This window comes from Streptomyces sp. SAS_272, assembly GCF_052543235.1.
This window is the reverse complement of the sequence record NZ_JBMNDR010000064.1, coordinates 36,640-55,383: the sequence shown is the minus strand read 5'-3', so window position 1 is coordinate 55,383 and position 18,744 is coordinate 36,640. Positions and strand designations below refer to the sequence as shown.

Genomic DNA, 18,744 nt, shown 5'->3' with positions numbered 1-18,744 from the left:
CCGCCGGGGCGGGCGCCGCCGGCGGCGGGACGTGGGGTGCGCGGACGGCCGGCGGAGGGACAGGACGCGGCGGGCCGGCCGCCACGGTATGCGGGCCCGGACGCGAGGGCGGGGGCATCGGCGCCGGCCCCGTGGTCCGCACGGGGGCGGCGGGAGCGGGCTTCGGGTGCAGCTTCGCGGCGACCACGGCGAACGCTTCGGCGGGCGCACCGGGTGAGTTCCAGTCGTCGACCGGGAATCCGGTCAGTCCGTCCCGTGGAGCGCACAGCAGGCCGCCGTGCAGGACGCTCAGCCGGGCCGGGCCCGGCTTCCATCCGGCGGCGTCGAGGAGGAGACCGGCGAGTTCGGCGGCGCCGACGCCGTCGACGAGCACGGCGGCGACGAGCGCCGTCAGGGCCGGGTCGTCCGCCGGGGCGTCCTGGTCGATGCAGTTCCGCAAGGTGGTGGCGTAGGCGAGTTCACCGGCGTGCCGCTGGGCCACCGCCAGATCGAAGCAGGAGGAACTGTCGTTCAGGGCGTCGGCGGCGTCCGCGAACAGTTCGAGTGCCCTGTCCCGTTCGCCGAGCAGCCAGACCATCCGTCCCGCGATCTGCAGGCAGTCGGCGGCGTTGAAGCTGTCCGCGACCCTGCGGAGGCGGCCGACGCACTGGAGGATCTTGGCCGTGTCCCTGACCTTCAGCGCGTAGTTGTAGCTGTTCCGGATGCTCAGCAGGTCGCGGTCCAGCTGGTCGCGGGTCTCGCCGTCGAGGTCGTCGGTGTAGACGACGAAGTCAGGTTCGGCGATGTGCAGCGGGAGGCCGCGGACCCGTTCTTCCAGCGCCTCCAGGGCGAACAGGGCGGAGGGCGGGAGCACCGCCTCGACGGGGGGACGGGGCGGGGGCGGCGCCTGGGGCTCGGGCTGATGGACTACACCTGAGGATGAACCGTCCGGATTCCCGCCGGTCGAGGCGGGCCCGAGCGAGCGGCGTTCGACCAGCTCGATGGCTTCCGCCTCCAGGATGATCTCCGCGTCCGCGGTGCGGATGACGAGGCAGTCCTCGTCGATCTCGGCGAGCGTTCCTTCAAAGCATTCCCCCGCATGCATGCGCACCCGGACGCTACTCCCGGGCGACACGCGCGATTTGATCGGCCCAAGGCGCACATTCCGACTGTACCCCCGCCCTCGGCATTCGGGTGAGGGGTCGTCAGGCTCTTGCTGCACCGACCGTGAAGTGGCGATGCAGAGGCGGTATGCGACCGTTTCGATACCGCTTCTGTCTGTTTCCGGCGGCGCCGGGGCGACGCCGTGCTGTTCGGCGACCAGCGAGGAGACCCGGCGGCCGGACCCTGACCCGGGAGTAAGCAGGGAGGCTACGCTGGGGATCATGCCGTCCTCCCGCCGCACCGCCAGACAGGCCGACCTGCTGGAACGACTCGTCGCACTGGTGACGGCTGAAGGGTTCGCCCATCTCACGCTCGACGACCTCGCCGAGCGGCTGCGCTGCTCCAAGACGACGCTGTACCAGCTCGCCCGCAGCAAGCAGGGGCTGGTCGTCGAAGCGGTCAAGCACTACTTCCGCGGGGCGACCGAGGCCGTCGAGAAGCGGGTGGCGCTGACCGCCGACCCCTCGGACCGCGTACGGGCCTACCTGACCGCCGTGGCCGAGCAGCTGCGCCCGCTCTCCCGCCGCTTCCTCGACGACGTCGCCGACTTCCCGCCGGCCCGCGAGGTGTACGAGGCCAACACGCGGATGGCCGCCGAGCGGGTGCGCCGGCTGATCGCGGAGGGCGTCTCGGACGGCGCGTTCCGCGAGGTGCACACCGCGTTCGTCGGCGAGGTCGCCGCCGCCACCATGCGGCAGATCCAGCAGGGCGAGCTGCAGGCGCGCACCGGACTGACCGACGCGGAGGCCTACGAGCAGCTCGCCTCGCTGATCGTGCACGCCGTCTCCTCCTGACCCGCGCGTCAGGACCCGCCGCCCGGGCCTGCGCGCCAGGACCCGCCAGGACCTTCCGCCCGGACCCTCCCGCCCCGTCCCCGCCCCGTCCTGACCGTTCCCCGACGGGGCATCCGACATCACACGAGCGGGTCTTCGGCCTGGCTGTGGCCCGCCTCCATGCCGTACTGTGAATGATACGTTCGTACGCACGCCAGTATCATTCGCAGTACTCCGCACTTTCCGCACTCCTCCGTGGAGGTCACCATGCCTGCCACCCGCGCCCTGCCGACCGAGGAAGCCGTCGAGCTCATCCAGCTCACCCGCACCCTCGCCGCCAAGGAACTCGCACCCCGGGTCGCCGACGCGGAGGCGGACGGGGCGTTCCCCCGGGACGTCTTCCGCACCCTCGGCCGCAGCGGCCTGCTCGGGCTGCCCTTCGCCGAGGAGGACGGCGGGGCGGACCAGCCGTACGGCGTCTACCTCCAGGTCCTCGAGGAGGTCGCCGCGGTCTGGTCGAGCGTCGCCGTGGGCATCTCCGTGCACGCCCTGTCCTGTTTCCCGCTGTCCCGTTTCGGCACCGCGGAGCAGCGGCGCAGGTGGCTGCCGGACATGCTGGCCGGTGAGCTGCTCGGCGCGTACTGCCTGTCCGAGCCGCACGCCGGCTCCGACCCGGCGGCCATGCTCACCCGTGCGGTCCGCGACGGCGACACCTATGTGCTGAACGGCGCCAAGGCCTGGACCACACACGGCGGCTACGCCGACTTCTACACGGTCATGGCCCGCACCTCGGACGACCGCACGCACGGCATCTCCTGCTTCCTCGTCCCGGCCGACGCCCCCGGGCTCAGCGCCGACCCGCCGGAGCGCAAGATGGGTCTGACCGGCTCGGCGACCGCGACCATGCGGTTCGAGGACGTCCGGGTGCCCGTCGAACGCCGGATCGGGGAGGAGGGGCAGGGGCTGAAGATCGCGCTCGCCTCCCTGGACTGCGGCCGCCTGGGCATCGCCGCCGTCGCCACCGGTCTCGCCCAGGGCGCCCTCGACCACGCGGTGCGCTACGCCCGCGAACGGGAGACCTTCGGCAAGCCGATCATCGAGCACCAGGGCCTGGCGTTCGTGCTCGCCGACATGGGCGCGGCCATCGAGTCGGCGCGGGCCACCGCGCTGGCCGCCGCCCGGCTGAAGGACCTCGGCCTGCCCTTCACACGGGAGGCGTCCATCGCCAAACTCGTGGCCACGGACAACGCCATGAAGGTGACCACGGATGCCGTGCAGGTCCTCGGGGGGTACGGATACACCCGTGACTTCCCGGTGGAGCGCTTCATGCGCGAGGCCAAGGTCATGCAGATCTTCGAAGGAACCAACCAGATCCAGCGCATGATCATCTCCCGTGCGCTGGACCGCGACGAGGGCGGTGTGCTCACCGTCCTCGGCAAGGAGTGATGATGCAGCTCGAGAACACCGCCGCCCTCGTCACCGGCGGTGCGTCCGGCCTCGGCGCGGCCACCGCGCAGGCCCTCGCCGGGCGCGGCGCGCGGGTCTTCGCCCTCGACCTCAAGGACGGCGTCGACCAGGCGCCCGAGGTCGACGGCGTCACCTATGTGGCCGCCGACGTCACCGACCCCGAGCAGGTCAGGGCCGCCGTGGCGACCGCGGCCGGCTCCGGCGTGCCGCTGCGCACGGTCGTCAACTGCGCCGGCATCGGCCCGTCGGCGCGCATCCTCGGCAAGAAGGGCGTCCACGACCTCGGCCTGTACGCCAAGGTGATCCAGATCAACCTGATCGGCACGTTCAACGTGCTCGCGCTCGCCTCGGAGGCCATCGCCGAGACGGAGGCCGACGAGGACGGCCAGCGGGGCGTGATCGTCAACACCGCTTCGATCGCCGCGTACGACGGTCAGATCGGGCAGGCCGCGTACGCGTCCTCCAAGGGCGGGGTCGTCGGGCTGACCCTGCCGGCCGCCCGCGACCTGGCCCAGTACGGCATCCGGGTGTGCACCATCGCCCCGGGCATCGTGGAGACGCCGATGCTGGCGACGGTGTCGGAGGAGTTCCGCGCCTCGCTCGCGGCCGGCGTGCCGTTCCCGCGCCGGCTGGCCCGCCCCGAGGAGTACGCCCGGCTGGCGCTGACGATCGTCGACCACGACTACCTCAACGGCGAGACCATCAGGATGGACGGCGCCCTGCGCATGGCGCCCCGCTGAGCCCGCCGGGCCCTCGGTGTGCCGGGCGGGCCCTCACGGCCTGACCAGGAGCTGGAAGTCGAACGCGTACCGGGACGCACGGTAGATGTGCGTCCCGTACTCGACCGCCCGGCCGGTGTCGTCGTACGCGGTGCGCCGCATGGTCAGCAGGGCCGCCCCCTCCGCTTCGGCGAGGAGGGCGGCCTCCCCGGCGGTGGCGGAACGGGCGCCCACCGTCTGGCGGGCGCTGTGCAGGGTGACGCCCGCGGTGCGCAGCAGCCGGTACAGGCCCGTCGACTCCAGGCGCTCGGTGGCGAAGTCCGGCAGCGCCGGGGCCAGGTAGTTGCACAGGAACGCCACCGGCTGTCCGTGCGTGGCGCGCAGCCGCTCCAGCAGCGTGACCTCGCTGCCCTCCGCGACGGCCAGCGCGGCGGCGACGTCCGCGGTGGCCGGCACCCGCTCGTTGCGCACGACGCGTGTCGTGGGTCCCTGCCCGGCCGCCGCCAGGTCGTCGTACAGGCTGCTGAGCTCCAGCGGCCGTTTCACCTGGCTGTGCACCACCTGCGTGCCGACGCCGCGCCGGCGCACCAGCAGCCCCTTGTCGACGAGCGACTGGATGGCCTGGCGGACCGTGGGGCGGGACAGCCCGAGCCGGGTCGACAGGTCGATCTCGTTGCCCAGCAGATCGCCCGGGGCGAGCGCCCCCCGCTCGATCGCCTTCTCCAGCTGCTGGGCGAGCTGGTAGTAGAGCGGCACCGGGCTGGTGCGGTCCAGTGCGAAGGGCAACGCCTCGAGCGCCGAGCCCGGCGTGGCGCGGGTCCGGGCACCGGTCTTCGCCATCGGGGCACCCCTTCGGGTCGTCGGTGCGGCGCGTCCGTCGCCGGGGAACCTGTGCGCCTCCGTCAAGATCAGGTCCGGTTGCCGGGCTGATCGCGCCGTATGGGAGGCTCCTCACGGCGATCGGGACCTGGCTCTGCCCAGGTGTAGGTCCCGGGAGCGCACGCTGTCAAGACTTTGTTCTTACATTCGGACCTGCTCGTGAAATGATGTCATAACAAAGTATTGACAGCGGGCTCGCCAGGGAATTGAATCCGGTCCCAGCAGTGCACAGGCCGGGTCCGGGACACCTGAACAGTCGCGGACCCGGCCCCCTGGCCCCAATCTGAGTAGAAACGGGCCCCGGATTCCTCCGATCGCCTCCACCCGATTCCCGTCGTATTCTCCGTCGCACAGTGAGGTGCAGGAAAGATGGACAGCTCTTCTCCGTCCCGCTCACGCAGCATCGCTCCGGTCGTGGCCATGGCCGCGGCGGTGGCCCTGACCCTCGCAGGCTGCTCCAGCAGCTCCGGCGGGAAGAAGTCCGAGGAGAGCGCGGACGGCGCTTCCGCGGGCAAGGCGAGCACCCCGCAGATGACGGTGGCGCTGGTGACCCACCAGTCGCCCGGCGACACCTTCTGGGACATCGTCCGCAAGGGCGCCGAGGCCGCCGCCGCCAAGGACAACGTCAAGCTGATCTACTCGGCCGACCCCAACGCCGGCAACCAGGCCAACCTGATCCAGAACGCGATCGACCAGAAGGTCGACGGCATCGCGGTCACCCTGGCCAAGCCGGACGCGCTCAAGGACGTCATAGCCAAGGCGAAGACCGCGAAGATACCCGTGGTCGGCCTCAACTCCGGTGTCAGCGAGTGGAAGAACCTCGGCCTGATGGAGTTCTTCGGCCAGGACGAGACCGTGGCCGGCGAGGCCCTCGGCAACCGGCTCAACACCGAGGGCGCCAAGAAGGCCGTCTGTGTCATCCAGGAGCAGGGCAACATCGGCCTCACCCAGCGCTGCGACGGCGTGAAGAAGACCTTCAAGGGCACCACCGAGGTCCTCAACGTCAACGGCACCGACATGCCGTCCGTCAAGTCGACGATCACCGCCAAGCTGAGCCAGGACAAGGCCATCGACTACGTGGTCACCCTCGGCGCCCCGTTCGCGCTGACGTCCGTGCAGTCGGTGGCCGACGCCGGCAGCAAGGCCAAGATCGCCACGTTCGACCTCAACAAGGACCTGACCGGCGCCATCAGCAAGGGCACGATCCAGTTCGCCGTCGACCAGCAGCCCTACCTCCAGGGCTACCTGGCGATCGACTCGCTGTGGCTCTACAAGAACAACGGCAACTACATGGGCGGCGGTGAGCAGCCGGTGCTGACCGGCCCGGCCTTCGTCGACAAGTCCAACGTCGAGGCGGTCGCCGCGTACGCCGCCAAGGGCACCCGGTGATGAGCGGGACCCGTCATGCCGAGCCGGCGGTGACCACACCGCCGGCCTCCGGCCCGCAGCAGAGCGACGGCCGGACCGCCACGCGCCCGCTGGCGCTGCGGCTGCTGGCGCGCCCCGAGGTGGGGGTGTTCCTGGGCGCCGTCGCCGTGTACGTGTTCTTCCTGATCACGGCCCCGCCGGTGCGCGAGGGCAGCGCGATGGCGAACATCCTCTACCAGTCGTCGACCATCGGGATCATGGCGTTGCCGGTGGCGCTGCTGATGATCGGCGGCGAGTTCGACCTGTCGTCCGGCGTCGCGGTGATCACCTCGGCGCTCACCGCGAGCATGCTCAGCTACCAGCTCACCATGAACGTGTGGGTCGGTGTGGTGGTGGCGCTGATGGTGTCGCTGGGCATCGGCTTCCTCAACGGCTGGATGGTGGTGAAGACCGGTCTGCCGAGCTTCCTCATCACCCTCGGCACCTTCCTCATCCTGCAGGGCGTGAACCTGGCGGTGACCAAGCTGGTCACCACCAACGTGGCGACCGACGACATCAGTGACATGGACGGCTTCGGCCAGGCCAAGAAGGTCTTCGCGTCGTCGTTCCACATCGGCGACGTCCAGGTGAAGATCACCATCGTGTACTGGCTGGTGTTCGCGGCGCTGGCGACCTGGGTGCTGCTGCGCACCCGGTACGGCAACTGGATCTTCGCGGTGGGCGGCAACAAGGAGTCGGCGCGGGCGGTCGGCGTGCCGGTGACGTTCACGAAGATCTCGCTGTTCATGCTGGTCGGCTTCGGCGCCTGGTTCGTGGGGATGCATCAGCTGTTCACGTTCAACACCGTGCAGTCGGGTGAGGGCGTGGGCCAGGAGCTGATCTACATCTCCGCGGCCGTGATCGGCGGCTGTCTGCTGACCGGCGGCGCCGGCAGCGCGATCGGCCCGGTCTTCGGCGCGTTCATGTTCGGCATGGTGCAGCAGGGCATCGTCTACGCGGGCTGGAATCCCGACTGGTTCAAGGCCTTCCTCGGCGTGATGCTCCTCGGCGCCGTCCTGATCAATCTGTGGGTCAGCCGCACGGCGACCCGGAGGTGACCCACCCCATGACATCCACCGAGAAGAGCGGTACCCACGGGGCCGTCATCGCGGACACCGTCCCCGAGCCCGGGGACGGCCCGATCGTCGAACTGCGAGGCGCGGGCAAGTCCTACGGCAACATCCGTGCCCTGCACGGCGTGAGCCTCGCCGTCCACCCCGGGCGGGTGACCTGCGTGCTCGGCGACAACGGCGCCGGCAAGTCCACCCTCATCAAGATCGTCTCCGGGCTGCACCAGCACACCGAGGGCGAGTTCCTCGTCGACGGCCGGCCGGTGCGCTTCACCACGCCCCGCGAAGCCCTCGACAAGGGCATCGCCACCGTCTACCAGGACCTCGCCACCGTCCCGCTGATGCCGGTCTGGCGCAACTTCTTCCTCGGCTCCGAGATGACGAAGGGCCCCTGGCCCGTGCGCCGTCTCGACATCGAGGCGATGAAGAAGACCGCCGACCGCGAACTGCGCAACATGGGCATCGTCCTGGACGACATGGAACAGCCCATCGGCACGCTCTCCGGCGGTCAGCGCCAGTGCGTCGCCATCGCCCGCGCCGTCTACTTCGGCGCACGGGTGCTGATCCTGGACGAGCCCACCGCCGCCCTCGGCGTCAAGCAGTCCGGTGTGGTCCTGAAGTACATCGCCGCCGCCCGCGACCGCGGCCTCGGCGTCATCTTCATCACCCACAACCCGCACCACGCCTACATGGTCGGCGACCACTTCAGCGTCCTGCGCCTGGGCACCATGGAGCTCACCGCCTCCCGCGACCAGGTCAGCCTCGAAGAACTCACCAACCACATGGCCGGCGGCACCGAACTCGCCGCCCTCAAGCACGAGTTGGCCCAAGTGCGCGGCGTCGACGTCGACGAGCTGCCGGAGGCGAAGGACCTCACCGCACCCGTGGCGGCCTCGGACGAGGGCAAGTCCTGAGACGCCTGTAGCACCGGACGGGAGCGTCCGCCGCCGACAGGCGGCGACGCTCCCGCGCTCGTATGGTGGGGGAGATGGGCCGCATGCGGCCCGTGCCCCATGGTGCGGCTGTGGCCTGCGGCGCAACCCCCCACACGCGGGAGCGAGCCCATGACACACCCGTATCCACGTCTGCGCAGGGGCGCCGTCGTCGTCGCCGCGGTGGGAGCGCTGCTGGCGCCCGCCGTCGGCGTCACCGCCGCCGCGCCCGACCATGCGTCCGCCGTCTCCACGACCTCACCGCCCGCGCCCGACCCGTCCGGTGGCGACGACGTCGTCGAACTCACCCCCGCGGTACGGCAGCAGGTCGACGACGCCGTCCGGCGGGTCATGGAACAGGCGGACGTCCCGGGCGTGAGCGTCGGCATCTGGACGCCGGACAAAGGCCGTTACGTGAAGTCCTTCGGCGTCGCGGACAAGAGCACCGGCAGGCAGATGGACCCCGGCCTCTCCATGCGCATCGGCAGCGAGACCAAGACGTTCACGGTCACCGGCCTCCTCCAGCTCGTCGACCGGGGCAGAGTCGGCCTGGACGACACGATCGGCGAGTACGTCGACGGCGTGCCGAACGGGGACCGGATCACCCTGCGCCAGCTGGCCGGCATGCGCAGCGGACTGTTCAACTACTCGCAGGACGAAGCCTTCTTCAAGGCGTTCACCGCCGACCCGCGCAAGCCTTTCACACCGCAGCAGCTGCTCGACTACGCGTTCAAGCACCCCGTGCTGTTCCCGCCGGGCGAGAAGTTCTTCTACAGCAACACCAACCTGATCCTGCTCGGCCTGGTCGTCGAGAAGGCGAGCGGGCAGGCCCTGGACGACTACGTCCAGGAGCACATCCTGGACCCGGCCGGCCTCGACAACACCCTCTTCCCCACCGGGAACGAGTTCCCGACGCCGCACGCGCAGGGCTACACGAACCAGACCGCGTCCGGCGAGGTCGAGGACTCGGCGGACTGGAACCCCTCCTGGGCCTGGGCGGCCGGCGCGATGATCTCCCGCTTGGACGACCTGCGGGTCTGGGCGCGCACCGTGGCCACCGGCGTGCTGCCCGACGGCGAACGGATGGTCAGCGCGGCCACCCAGAAGCAGCGGCTGATCACCCCGCCCACCCCGATCCCCGGCGCGGGATACGGCCTCGGCATCTTCGACGTGCAGGGATGGATCGGCCACAACGGCTCCCTGCCGGGCTACGAGTCGCTGACCGTCTATCTGCCGTCGGCGCAGGCCACCCTGGTCGTCGTGCTGAACACCGACATCGACTACAAGAACCAGGAACCCAGCACCCTGTTCGGCGACGCGATCACGAGGATCGTCTCACCGGACCACGTCTTCAACCTCCCTGCGCAACCGGCGGCGCGGTGAGGACGTTCCACCGGAGCGGGTGAACCCCCGGGATCCGGTGGAGGAGCGGCCTGCGACCCCGACCGGGTCGCGATCCGCTACGGCCGGTGAACCCGCAGAGGGCGGCCGGGGCCGGGGGCGTGTCCGCCCCGGCCCCGGCCGCCCTCGCCCGGCTGCTCAGCCGGGTGTCAGGAACCCCGTACCTCCGCGATCGTCACCGGCCGGTGCTCGTGCAGGGACAGCGTGCAGGCCTCGGCGATCCAGCCCGCCTCCAGCGCGTCCTCGATCGTGCAGGGCGAGGGGCGGGTTCCGGCCACGACCTCGGTGAACGCGGTGAGTTCGGCGCGGTACGCGGCGGTGAAGCGGTCCATGAAGAAGTCGTGCGGGGCGCCGGACGGGAAGGTGACCCCGGGCTCCACGGAGCGCAGCGGCAGCTTGTCCTCCAGACCCACGGCGATCGAGTCGGTGAAGCCGTGGATCTCCATCCGCACGTCGTAACCACGGGCGTTGTGGCGGGAGTTGGACACCACCGCGATCGTGCCGTCGTCGAGGGTGAGGATCGCGCCGGTGGTGTCGGCGTCGCCCGCCGCCTTGATGTAGTCGGCCCCCCGGTTGCCGCCGACCGCGTACACCTCGCTCACCTCGCGGCCCGTGACCCAGCGGATGATGTCGAAGTCGTGCACGGAACAGTCCCGGAAGATGCCGCCGGAGCCGGCCACGTACGCGGCGGGCGGCGGCGCCGGGTCCAGCGTGGTCGAGCGGACCGTGTGCAGCGTGCCCAGCTCACCGGCCCGCACGGCGGCCCGCGCGGCCACGAATCCCGCGTCGAAGCGGCGGTTGTAGCCGATCTGGATCGGCACCGGGCTGCCCTGGACGGCCTTGAGCACCTCGACGCCCTCGGCCATCGTCCGGGCGACGGGCTTCTCGCAGAAGACCGGGACGCCCGCCTCGACGGCGGCCAGGATCAGGCCCGGGTGGGCGTCGGTCGCCGCGGCGATCACGACGCCGTCCACCCCGGCGGCCAGCACCGCCTCGGGGGAGTCCGCGACCTCGGCGCCGAACCGCTCGGCGGCGGTCTTGGCGGCCTCGGCGAACGGATCGGCCACGACGAGCGACTCGACGGCGTCGAGTCCGGAGAGGGTCTCGGCGTGGAAGGCGCCGATGCGGCCGAGGCCGAGGATTCCGATGCGCATGGGGGTGCAGCTCCTTGAGGGGTCTTGCGGGGAGGGGGAGGGGGAGGCGGAGAGGATGAAGGGAAGGACGGGGGACGGGAGCGGAGGGGAACGGAGAGGGCTGCCGGGACGGTGGCGGGGTGGACGCTAGTCGAGTCCGCCGAGGACGTTCTGGTCCCAGTCGATCACCGAACCGGTGACCACGCCCGACCGGTCCGACAGCAGGAGGACGACGAAGTCCGCGATCTCGTCGGGCCGGCCCAGCCTGCCCATCGGCAACCGTGCGGCCGCCTGCTCACGCCAGTCGTCGCCGGCGCCGTGGAAGGCCCGCTGCGTGGCGTCCTCGCCTTCGGTCGCCGTCCAGCCGATGTTGAGGCCGTTGATCCGGATCCGGTCGAAGCGGTGGGCGTGCGCGGCGTTGCGGGTGAGGCCCATGAGCCCGGCCTTGGCGGCGACGTACGGCGCGAGGAAGGACTGTCCGCCGTGGGCCGAGGAGGTGATGACGTTGACGATCGTGCCGGGTGCCTCCCGGGACAGCATGTCCGCGACCGCCGCCTGCATGGCGAAGAACGGCGCCCGCAGATTGATGGCGATGTGCTGGTCGAACAGCTCGGGGGAGGTGTCCAGCAGCGTGCCCCGGGCGGTCAGCCCCGCCGAGTTCACCAGGCAGTCGACCCGGCCGTAGGCCGCCACCGTCTCGGCCACCGACGCCCGTGCCTGTTCGGCGTCCGCCAGGTCGGCCTGGACGAACACGGCCTTGCCGCCCGCGGCGGCCAGTTCCGCGACCAGCGCCTCGCCCGGCTCCCGCCGCCGTCCGGTGACGGCCACGAGGGCGCCCTCACCGACCGCGGCCCGCGCCACGGCCGCGCCCACGCCCTGGCTGCCGCCGTTGACGAGGACGACCTTGTCGTCGAGAAGTCCCATGGAGGGGGTTCCTTTCAGCTGATGCGCCGCGCGGCGCCGGCCCGCAGCGCGTCCCGGAGCGTCTCGGGGGTCCACTCCTCGTACAGCGCCTGCCGTACGAGGTCCGCCTGCGTGGGCGGGGCCAGTCCGTCGACCGGCGGGTCGGCGTCGAGGTTCGTGGGGAAGGCACAGCCCTCGGCGCTCGCGGCGACGACGCGCTCCAGCCACTCGTCGCCGACACCTTGCGACCTGCGGCTGAGCAGCACGGGGAAGACCGCGTTCACCACCGCCTCCCGGTCCACCGTCTCCATGGCGCGCCCGAAGGCCGAGGACACCTGGAGCAGGTTGGCGGTGCGGCGCACCCCGGTCGTGCGGTTGGCGCCGGCGGCGTGGAAGACGGCCGGATTGAAGAACGCGGCGTCGCCCTTGGCCAGCGGCAGCTGTACGTGCCGCTCGGCGAAATAGGCCTGGAACTCCGGCCGCCGCCAGGCGAGATAGCCGGGCTCATAGGTCTGGGAGTACGGCAGATACAGCGTGGGACCGGACTCCACCGGCATGTCGCAGTGGGCGACCGCGCCCTGGAGCGTGAGCACGGGGGAGAGGCGGTGGACGTGCGCGGGGTAGGCGGCGGCCGCCCGGTCGGAGAGGAACCCGAGGTGGTAGTCGCGGTGCGGGCTCTGGGCCGCGCCGCCCGGGTTGACCACGTTGACCTGCGAGGTCACCTGGTATCCGGGGCCGAGCCAGGCGCGGGCGACCAGGGCGAGCACGTCGCTCGCGTAGTAGTCGGCGAATGCTTCCGGGTCGTGGCGGGCGGCCTTCTCCAGGGCGTTCCAGACGCGGTCGTTGGCGCCGGGCTTCGCGAAGTGGTCACCGGCGGTCGCCCCCGAGGCGTGCTGCGCGTCGATGAGCGCGTCGAAGACGGCCGTCAGCCGGTCGACGACCGTCGCGTCGGGGAAGGCGCCGCGCAGCACGACCACGCCAGGGCCTTCGGAGAACGCCCGCACCAGCTCGGCGCGCACCCCACGACCGCCGTCACCGGCCGCCCGCAGGCGGGCGCTGTCGTAGACGAGGACGTTCGCCTCGACGGCCGCGGCGTGCGGGAAGTCGGCGAGGTCGGTGGTGCGCTCGACGAGCGATCGGAACACGTCCAGGTCGCAGTCCTGCTCGGTCAGCCAGGCAGGACCCTGCGCGGAGGTGAAGGACATCGGCGTCCCTTCGATGACAACGGCGGCTCAGCCCTGCCATTCTTGTCATGACAAACCCGTCGAACAACCAGCAGGCAGCCGTCAAAAACCCCTCAAGCCGACGTCGAGGAGCCTTCCGTGGGTCACCCTTTCCCCCTCCGCGAGATCGCACGTCAGGCCGGTCTGAGCGAGGCGACCGTCGACCGGGTGCTCAACGGCAGGGGCGGGGTGCGGGAGTCCACCGCGCAGGAGGTGCGCCGGGCCGTCGCCGACCTCGACCGCCAGCGCACCCAGGTCAGGCTCGTCGGCCGTACCTTCATGATCGACATCGTGATGCAGGCGCCGGAACGGTTCACCACCGCCGTGCGCTCCGCCCTGGAGGCCGAGCTGCCGTCGCTGCACCCGGCGGTGCTGCGCTCGCGCTTCCACTTCCGGGAGACCGGACCGGCCGGGGAGCTGGTGGCGACCCTGGACCGGATAGCCAGGCGGGGCTCGCAGGGGGTGATCCTCAAGGCGCCGGACGTCCCCGAGGTCACCGCGGCCGTCGGCCGGCTGGTGGCCGCCGGCATCCCGGTCGTCACGCTGGTCACGGACCTGCCCGCCAGCGCCCGGCTCGCCTATGTCGGCATCGACGACCGCGCGGCCGGCGCGACCGCCGCCTATCTCGTGGGCCAGTGGCTGGGCGACCGGCCCGGCAACGTCCTCACCAGCCTGAGCAGCGGCTTCTTCCGCAACGAGGAGGAGCGTGAGATGGGCTTCCGCGGCGTGATGCGGGCCCGGCACCCCGAGCGGGCGCTCGTGGAGATCGTCGGCGGGCAGGGATTGGACGCCACCCAGTACGACCTGGTGCGCGCCGCACTGGAACGGGACCCGCAGATCCGCGCGGTCTACTCGATCGGCGGCGGCAACATCGCCGCCCTGCGCGCCTTCGCCGACCTCGGACGGACGTGCGCGGTGTTCGTCGCCCACGACCTCGACCAGGACAACACGCGGCTGCTGCGCGAGCACCGGCTGTCCGCCGTCCTCCACCACGATCTGCGCCACGACGTGCGCGAGGCCTGCCACACCGTGATGCGGGCGCACGGCGCGCTGCCGCCGGCCGGCCCTCTGCTGCCGTCGGCGATCCAGGTCGTCACCCCGTACAACATGCCGCCCCGGGCGGCGGCCGGCTGACGCGGGCCGCCGCCCGGGGGCGTGCGCTTCCTTCGGCCGCCCGGGTGTCCTGCCGGGTGCCGCGGACCCCTTCTCGGGCCTCAGGCCCGCAGTGCGGGGGCGGCGGGCGCCGGGGTGACGCGGGCCGCGCCGCGGTATGTCGAGATCCCCACGGCCAGCAGCCAGTAGCTGAGGAGGAAGCCCATCAGCGCGGTCGTGGCCCAGCCGTTCGCCGCGTAGAAGAACGCGGGGTCGTTGCCGAAGAACAGCGACGGCACGAACACGAGGTTGACGCCGGCCAGGACGTGGGCGGAGCGGCCGGTCCAGCGCGGCAGCAGCCCGGTGCGGACGACGGCCTGGCCGAACGCGGTCAGGAACAGCGCCAGCATGAGGCGGGAGATCGACCCGTACAGGATGTAGGTGCCGCTGACGTCGATCGTCGGGTCGATCGGGTGGTCGACGGCGATGACCGCGCCGGCCTCCAGCCCCATCGAGACCAGGGTGACCGTGGCGTACACGAGCCCGGTCGCGAAGGCGATCGAGCCGATCCACTCGTGGTCGGGGGAGACGCGCCGGACCAGTTCCCGCAACGCGGTCACGAAGACGACGAGACAGGCCAGCGCGACGATCCCGACCAGCAGCCGGGACAGGACGTTGACGTCCGGCGGCGGACCCGAGTAGAGGAAGTACAGCGGCACCTGGACGATGAGGGCGACGGCGGCGACGACGGCGGCGAGGCCGGTCAGGCGCCGGGCGGTGGCTTCGGACATGGGGTCCCCCGAGTTCTCGGCGTGGCGGATGCGGCGCCGGCCTCTCGGCTCCTGCGGGGCTCGTTCGGGCCGGCCCCTGAAGACTGCCGCTTCCGGCGGCCCCGGTCGCGGGGCCTGGGCGCCGGATCGGGGGTGGTCCTGGCGCCACCCCTACGGGTGCACGTCAACCCAGGAACGGCTCTCCGCGGAGCGCGACATCGCCTCCAGCACGGTCGCGCTGTGCACCGCGTCCGCGAGCGTCGCCCCGTGCGGTGCGCCCTCGGCGACCGAGCGCAGGAAGCGGTGGGCCTCCACGACCTTGAGGTCGTCGTAGCCCATCGCGTTCGCGGCGCCCGGCTGGAAGGCGCCGAACTCGCCGTCGCCCGGGCCCACGTACACGGTGCTGACCGGCTGGTCCTGGTACGCCCTGCCGCGGCTGACGCCCAGCTCGTTCATCCTCCGGAAGTCCCAGAACACCGCGCCCTCGGTGCCGTGCACCTCGAAGCCGTAGTCGTTCTGCGCGCCGACCGAGACCCGGCAGGCCTCCAGCACGCCCCGCGCGCCGGAGGCGAAGCGCAGCAGGCAGTTGACGTAGTCCTCGTTCTCGACCGGTCCGAGTTCGCCGCCGGCCGCGAGGCTGTGGCCCGCCGTCGCTCCCGTCGGGCGGGCCCGCTCCGGGACGAAGACCGCGGTGTCGGCCGCCAGCGACGTGATGTCGCCGAGCAGGAAGCGGGCCAGGTCCACGCCGTGCGAGGCCAGGTCGCCGAGCACCCCGCTGCCGCCGCGCTCCCGTTCGTACCGCCAGGTCAGCGCGCCGTCAGGGTGGGCCGCGTAGTCGCTGAGGAGACGGATGCGGACATGGGTGACGGCGCCCAGCTCACCGGCCGCGATCAGCGCACGGGCCGTCTCGACGGCGGGCGCGTTGCGGTAGTTGAAGCCGACGGCGCCCTGGACCCCGTTCCGGGCCACCGCGTCCGCCACGGCGACGGCGTCCTCGCGGGTGAGGCCCACCGGCTTCTCGATCCAGATGTGCTTGCCGGCCTCGGCCATCGCGACGCCGATCTCGCGGTGCAGGAAGTTCGGCGCGGTGATGCTGACGGCGTGGACGCGCGGGTCGGCGGCCACCTCACGCCAGTTGCGGGTGGTGGCGGTGAAGCCGAACTGCGCGGCGGCCTCCTCCGCCCGGCCGGGGACCTCCTCGGCGACGACCACCAGCTCCGGACGCAGGGCGAGCTGCGGGTAGTGGTGCCGGACGCGGGCGTACGCCTGGGTGTGCACCCGCCCCATCCAGCCGAACCCGACGACGGCGACACCGAGCGCGTCCACCATGACGGCCCCTCTCAGCCTTCAGCCGGCCCCTGATGGACCGGTCCATGTCTTGTCCAAGTCACCCTGAAGGCGGCCCTCCGGGGTGTCAAGGCTTGCGAGGCCCTCAGGCGGCGAGGACGCTGACCCCTTTGACAGCCGCCCGGCGACATGGAACGGTCCATGTCATGAGACCGCCGACCATCCGTGACGTCGCCGACCGCGCGGGCGTGTCCAAATCCCTGGTCTCCCTCGTGCTGCGCGGGACCGGGCAGGTGCGCGCGGAGAAGCGGGAGGCCGTCCTGCGCGCCGCCGGCGAACTGGGCTACCGGCCGAACACGGCCGCGCGCAGCCTCAGCGAGCAGCGCACCCTCCCCGGCCCCCCGGCACGTCCCGACGGGGGGACCCCCATGGTCGGCGTCCTCCTGCACGACCTGCGCAACCCCTGGTACGTGGACCTCCTCGACGGTCTCAACTCCCTGCTGCACGCGCACGGTCTGCACATGCTCCTCGCCGACGCCCGTCTCAACCGGCGCGTCGGCCAGGACCCGGCCGGCCCGTTCCTGGACCTCGGGGCGGACGGGCTGGTGATCGTCGGGACGCTGCCCGACCCGGCGGCGCTCGGCGCGGTGGCGGAGCGGATCCCGGTCGTCGTCGCGGGCGCCCGGGAACCCGTCCCGCCGGGGATCGACGTGGTCGCGGGCGACGACGAACAGGGCGCGCGCCTGGTCACCGAGCACCTGCTGGCGCTCGGCCACCGCCGCATCGCCCACATCGCCGGGTACGGCGCGGTCGGCGAGCTGCGGCGGCGCAGCTTCGAGGCGGTGATGCGGGAGCACGGCGTGGAGCGGCCCGCCGTCGAGGCCAGTGACATGACCGAGGAGGGCGGCCACCGGGCCGCCGTCCGGCTGCTGGGCCGCTCCGACCGGCCGACGGCCGTGTTCGCCGTGAACGACATGGCCGGTGTGGGCGCGCTGTCGGCCGCCGAGGAGCTGGGCCTCGGCGTTCCCGGGGACCTCTCCGTGGTCGGCTACGACAACACCAGCATCTCCCGGCTGCGGCACCTGTGGCTGACCACCGTAGACAACGCCGGGCACGAGGTCGGCCGCAGGGCCGCCCGCTGCCTCCTGGACCGGTTCGCGGGGGGCGGGGGAGCGGGGCGGGTGCAGCTCGCCGCTCCGCTGCTGGAGATCCGGGGGACTACGGCGCCGCCGGTCCCGCTCACCGGTTGATCGCGTAGACCTTGCGCAGCGTCTCGTGGACCGTCCAGGTCGTGCGGTCGCCCTCGCGCAGCACCGCCATGTCCCCGGGGCCCACCGTCAGCGTCGGCCCGCCCTCGACCTCGATCGTCGCCGAACCGCTGATCACGACGAACAGCTCGTCCGCCTCCGTGTCGGTGACCACGCCCGGGGTGATCTGCCAGATCCCCCGGATCTGCCGGCCGTCGTCGGACTCCCACACCACCGTGCCGGTGACCTCGGGGGAGCCGGAGACGATCTGCGCAGGGTCGAGCGGGTCGGGTTCGAGCGCGGCGTCGGGAACGTGGAGAGCGAAGCTGTGGGTCATGCGGCAATCTTGCCGAGGCGAGCCGTTCCCGCGGGCTGGACAACGTGTGTGGCGTGCGCCCCGGCGGTGCGGCAGATCGTCGGGGGCCGCGACGCGTTCCGGGCGGGTCCCGCGTCGCGGGTGCGGTCTCGCGGGGTCGGGGGCAGGCTCGGGGTATGGGCGAACGGTGGCAGATCCGCCGGGCGGGCGCGGCGAACGCCCCGCACCGGGTGCTGATGATTCCGGGCGGACTGTGCACGACGGAGTTCTACGCGGACGTGATGGCCGAGCCCGTGGTGGCGGGGCTCGGGACGGTCGCGGTGACCCAGCCCGGCTTCGGCCCCACCGAGGCGCCGTCGGACGTCTCCATGGAGCACTACGCCCGGCTGATGGCGGACTTCGCCGCCGACGCCGGCTGCGACACCGTCGTCGGCCACAGCCTGGGCGCGAACGTGGCGCTGGAGATGGCCGCGCTCGGGTTGTTCCACGGTCCGCTGGTACTGCTGTCCCCGACCTTCTCGCGCGGCGACGAGGCACGCTTCCTGACCGTCCTGAACACCCTGGGCCGGGTGCCCGTGCTGGGCGGCGCGGCCTGGACCGCCATGATCCGGCTGCTGCCCCGGGCGCTGAAACGCGAACTGCCGCCGCACCGCGCCGAGGCGCTGGCGGCGGCCATGGGCGGCAGCGATCCGGCGGCCTGCCGCCGGATCGTGCGCGCCTACTACGCGTACCTCGACCGGTGGCCGTCCCTGGTCCCGCGGCTGTGCGAGGCCGGGGTCCCCGCCTGGGTGGTGCGCGGGGACCGGGACGGGATCGGGCTGACGGACGGCGAACGGCGGGGCCTCGAGGCCTGCCCGCGGGTCCGCACGGTCGCGGTGGCGGACGCGGGACACCTCGCCCTCGTCGAGCAGCCGGCCGCCGTCGCCGCGGTGGTCGCGGAGGCGGCCACGGCGACGGTGCGCTGAGAGGCCGGCCCCAGGAC

18 protein-coding genes are annotated in these 18,744 nt (G+C 72.1%); 10 read left to right on the top strand and 8 right to left on the bottom strand.

Annotated features, from left to right (window positions below; translation table 11 throughout):
- A partial coding sequence (locus tag ACN6LD_RS29855) for a hypothetical protein (RefSeq protein ID WP_445044822.1) occupies positions 1 to 1,084 on the bottom strand: 1,084 nt, incomplete at its 3' end.
- Between the two features lie 280 nt (positions 1,085 to 1,364).
- Between ACN6LD_RS29855 and ACN6LD_RS29850 the strand changes: the two genes are divergently transcribed.
- The 3 genes from ACN6LD_RS29850 (at position 1,365) to ACN6LD_RS29840 (ending at position 4,123) form a co-directional block, all read left to right on the top strand.
- Complete coding sequence (locus tag ACN6LD_RS29850) at positions 1,365 to 1,937, top strand: TetR/AcrR family transcriptional regulator (protein WP_057583881.1); 573 nt, start codon at positions 1,365 to 1,367, stop codon at positions 1,935 to 1,937.
- A 246-nt stretch (positions 1,938 to 2,183) separates the two neighbouring features.
- Positions 2,184 to 3,362 carry an acyl-CoA dehydrogenase family protein gene (locus ACN6LD_RS29845; protein ID WP_319196841.1) on the top strand — a complete coding sequence of 393 codons (1,179 nt, stop codon included), beginning with the start codon at positions 2,184 to 2,186 and terminating at the stop codon, positions 3,360 to 3,362.
- Between the two features lie 2 nt (positions 3,363 to 3,364).
- Entirely contained in the window at positions 3,365 to 4,123 is a 759-nt protein-coding gene (locus tag ACN6LD_RS29840) for an SDR family NAD(P)-dependent oxidoreductase (protein ID WP_319196843.1), read from the top strand.
- Between the two features lie 33 nt (positions 4,124 to 4,156).
- Here the strand turns inward: ACN6LD_RS29840 and ACN6LD_RS29835 are convergent, their stop codons facing one another.
- A complete protein-coding gene (locus tag ACN6LD_RS29835; protein ID WP_319196839.1) occupies positions 4,157 to 4,942 on the bottom strand; it encodes a GntR family transcriptional regulator in 786 nt (261 codons plus the stop codon).
- Between the two features lie 408 nt (positions 4,943 to 5,350).
- Between ACN6LD_RS29835 and ACN6LD_RS29830 the strand changes: the two genes are divergently transcribed.
- From ACN6LD_RS29830 to ACN6LD_RS29815, 4 genes are all read left to right on the top strand, one after another.
- Positions 5,351 to 6,370: a sugar ABC transporter substrate-binding protein gene (locus ACN6LD_RS29830; RefSeq protein WP_319196837.1), complete on the top strand. Its 1,020-nt coding sequence runs from the start codon at positions 5,351 to 5,353 to the stop codon at positions 6,368 to 6,370.
- Positions 6,370 to 7,446 carry an ABC transporter permease gene (locus ACN6LD_RS29825; RefSeq protein ID WP_319196835.1) on the top strand — a complete coding sequence of 359 codons (1,077 nt, stop codon included), beginning with the start codon at positions 6,370 to 6,372 and terminating at the stop codon, positions 7,444 to 7,446. Before ACN6LD_RS29830 ends, ACN6LD_RS29825 begins: the two co-directional genes overlap by 1 nt.
- Before the next feature lie 8 nt (positions 7,447 to 7,454).
- Positions 7,455 to 8,372 carry an ATP-binding cassette domain-containing protein gene (locus ACN6LD_RS29820; RefSeq protein ID WP_319196833.1) on the top strand — a complete coding sequence of 306 codons (918 nt, stop codon included), beginning with the start codon at positions 7,455 to 7,457 and terminating at the stop codon, positions 8,370 to 8,372.
- A gap of 150 nt (positions 8,373 to 8,522) precedes the next feature.
- Complete coding sequence (locus ACN6LD_RS29815; RefSeq protein ID WP_319196831.1) at positions 8,523 to 9,773, top strand: serine hydrolase domain-containing protein; 1,251 nt, start codon at positions 8,523 to 8,525, stop codon at positions 9,771 to 9,773.
- Positions 9,774 to 9,940: 167 nt separating this feature from the next.
- Here ACN6LD_RS29815 and ACN6LD_RS29810 read toward each other — a convergent pair whose 3' ends face one another.
- The 3 genes from ACN6LD_RS29810 to ACN6LD_RS29800 all read right to left on the bottom strand — a co-directional run bounded on the left by ACN6LD_RS29810 (position 9,941) and on the right by ACN6LD_RS29800 (position 13,032).
- The gene (locus ACN6LD_RS29810) at positions 9,941 to 10,945 is read right to left on the bottom strand and encodes a Gfo/Idh/MocA family protein (RefSeq protein ID WP_319196829.1); all 1,005 of its coding nucleotides are present in this window, start codon (positions 10,943 to 10,945) and stop codon (positions 9,941 to 9,943) included.
- Between the two features lie 126 nt (positions 10,946 to 11,071).
- Positions 11,072 to 11,848 carry an SDR family oxidoreductase gene (locus ACN6LD_RS29805; RefSeq protein ID WP_319195832.1) on the bottom strand — a complete coding sequence of 259 codons (777 nt, stop codon included), beginning with the start codon at positions 11,846 to 11,848 and terminating at the stop codon, positions 11,072 to 11,074.
- Between the two features lie 14 nt (positions 11,849 to 11,862).
- The gene (locus ACN6LD_RS29800; RefSeq protein ID WP_445044821.1) at positions 11,863 to 13,032 is read right to left on the bottom strand and encodes a phytanoyl-CoA dioxygenase family protein; all 1,170 of its coding nucleotides are present in this window, start codon (positions 13,030 to 13,032) and stop codon (positions 11,863 to 11,865) included.
- A gap of 117 nt (positions 13,033 to 13,149) precedes the next feature.
- Between ACN6LD_RS29800 and ACN6LD_RS29795 the strand changes: the two genes are divergently transcribed.
- Positions 13,150 to 14,184, top strand: coding sequence for a LacI family DNA-binding transcriptional regulator (locus tag ACN6LD_RS29795; RefSeq protein ID WP_445044820.1), 1,035 nt, complete (start codon positions 13,150 to 13,152; stop codon positions 14,182 to 14,184).
- 80 nt (positions 14,185 to 14,264) lie between these two features.
- Here the strand turns inward: ACN6LD_RS29795 and ACN6LD_RS29790 are convergent, their stop codons facing one another.
- Both ACN6LD_RS29790 and ACN6LD_RS29785 read right to left on the bottom strand, forming a co-directional pair.
- A complete protein-coding gene (locus ACN6LD_RS29790) occupies positions 14,265 to 14,933 on the bottom strand; it encodes a hypothetical protein (RefSeq protein WP_057582433.1) in 669 nt (222 codons plus the stop codon).
- A 150-nt stretch (positions 14,934 to 15,083) separates the two neighbouring features.
- A complete protein-coding gene (locus tag ACN6LD_RS29785) occupies positions 15,084 to 16,241 on the bottom strand; it encodes a Gfo/Idh/MocA family protein (RefSeq protein WP_319195838.1) in 1,158 nt (385 codons plus the stop codon).
- A 164-nt stretch (positions 16,242 to 16,405) separates the two neighbouring features.
- Here ACN6LD_RS29785 and ACN6LD_RS29780 point away from each other — a divergent pair, with 164 nt between their 5' ends.
- Positions 16,406 to 17,449 (top strand): LacI family DNA-binding transcriptional regulator, encoded by a 1,044-nt coding sequence (locus ACN6LD_RS29780; RefSeq protein ID WP_445044819.1) that lies wholly within the window; start codon positions 16,406 to 16,408, stop codon positions 17,447 to 17,449.
- On the opposite strand, the gene ACN6LD_RS29775 is transcribed toward ACN6LD_RS29780, so the two are convergent.
- Complete coding sequence (locus ACN6LD_RS29775; protein ID WP_445044818.1) at positions 17,439 to 17,783, bottom strand: cupin domain-containing protein; 345 nt, start codon at positions 17,781 to 17,783, stop codon at positions 17,439 to 17,441. The two genes, ACN6LD_RS29780 and ACN6LD_RS29775, sit on opposite strands and share 11 nt — an antisense overlap.
- 155 nt (positions 17,784 to 17,938) lie before the next feature.
- Between ACN6LD_RS29775 and ACN6LD_RS29770 the strand changes: the two genes are divergently transcribed.
- Entirely contained in the window at positions 17,939 to 18,727 is a 789-nt protein-coding gene (locus ACN6LD_RS29770; protein ID WP_319195843.1) for an alpha/beta fold hydrolase, read from the top strand.
- Positions 18,728 to 18,744 lie beyond the last annotated feature (17 nt).

What these genes read in the sequence shown, in the direction of transcription:
- ACN6LD_RS29850 (WP_057583881.1), top strand. Translation starts at nt 1,365, where the DNA reads ATGCCGTCCTCCCGCCGCACCGCCAGACAGGCCGACCTGCTGGAACGA.
- ACN6LD_RS29845 (WP_319196841.1), top strand. Translation starts at nt 2,184, where the DNA reads ATGCCTGCCACCCGCGCCCTGCCGACCGAGGAAGCCGTCGAGCTCATC.
- ACN6LD_RS29840 (WP_319196843.1), top strand. Translation starts at nt 3,365, where the DNA reads ATGCAGCTCGAGAACACCGCCGCCCTCGTCACCGGCGGTGCGTCCGGC.
- ACN6LD_RS29835 (WP_319196839.1), bottom strand. Translation starts at nt 4,942, where the DNA reads ATGGCGAAGACCGGTGCCCGGACCCGCGCCACGCCGGGCTCGGCGCTC.
- ACN6LD_RS29830 (WP_319196837.1), top strand. Translation starts at nt 5,351, where the DNA reads ATGGACAGCTCTTCTCCGTCCCGCTCACGCAGCATCGCTCCGGTCGTG.
- ACN6LD_RS29825 (WP_319196835.1), top strand. Translation starts at nt 6,370, where the DNA reads ATGAGCGGGACCCGTCATGCCGAGCCGGCGGTGACCACACCGCCGGCC.
- ACN6LD_RS29820 (WP_319196833.1), top strand. Translation starts at nt 7,455, where the DNA reads ATGACATCCACCGAGAAGAGCGGTACCCACGGGGCCGTCATCGCGGAC.
- ACN6LD_RS29815 (WP_319196831.1), top strand. Translation starts at nt 8,523, where the DNA reads ATGACACACCCGTATCCACGTCTGCGCAGGGGCGCCGTCGTCGTCGCC.
- ACN6LD_RS29810 (WP_319196829.1), bottom strand. Translation starts at nt 10,945, where the DNA reads ATGCGCATCGGAATCCTCGGCCTCGGCCGCATCGGCGCCTTCCACGCC.
- ACN6LD_RS29805 (WP_319195832.1), bottom strand. Translation starts at nt 11,848, where the DNA reads ATGGGACTTCTCGACGACAAGGTCGTCCTCGTCAACGGCGGCAGCCAG.
- ACN6LD_RS29800 (WP_445044821.1), bottom strand. Translation starts at nt 13,032, where the DNA reads ATGTCCTTCACCTCCGCGCAGGGTCCTGCCTGGCTGACCGAGCAGGAC.
- ACN6LD_RS29790 (WP_057582433.1), bottom strand. Translation starts at nt 14,933, where the DNA reads ATGTCCGAAGCCACCGCCCGGCGCCTGACCGGCCTCGCCGCCGTCGTC.
- ACN6LD_RS29785 (WP_319195838.1), bottom strand. Translation starts at nt 16,241, where the DNA reads ATGGTGGACGCGCTCGGTGTCGCCGTCGTCGGGTTCGGCTGGATGGGG.
- ACN6LD_RS29780 (WP_445044819.1), top strand. Translation starts at nt 16,406, where the DNA reads ATGAGACCGCCGACCATCCGTGACGTCGCCGACCGCGCGGGCGTGTCC.
- ACN6LD_RS29775 (WP_445044818.1), bottom strand. Translation starts at nt 17,783, where the DNA reads ATGACCCACAGCTTCGCTCTCCACGTTCCCGACGCCGCGCTCGAACCC.
- ACN6LD_RS29770 (WP_319195843.1), top strand. Translation starts at nt 17,939, where the DNA reads ATGGGCGAACGGTGGCAGATCCGCCGGGCGGGCGCGGCGAACGCCCCG.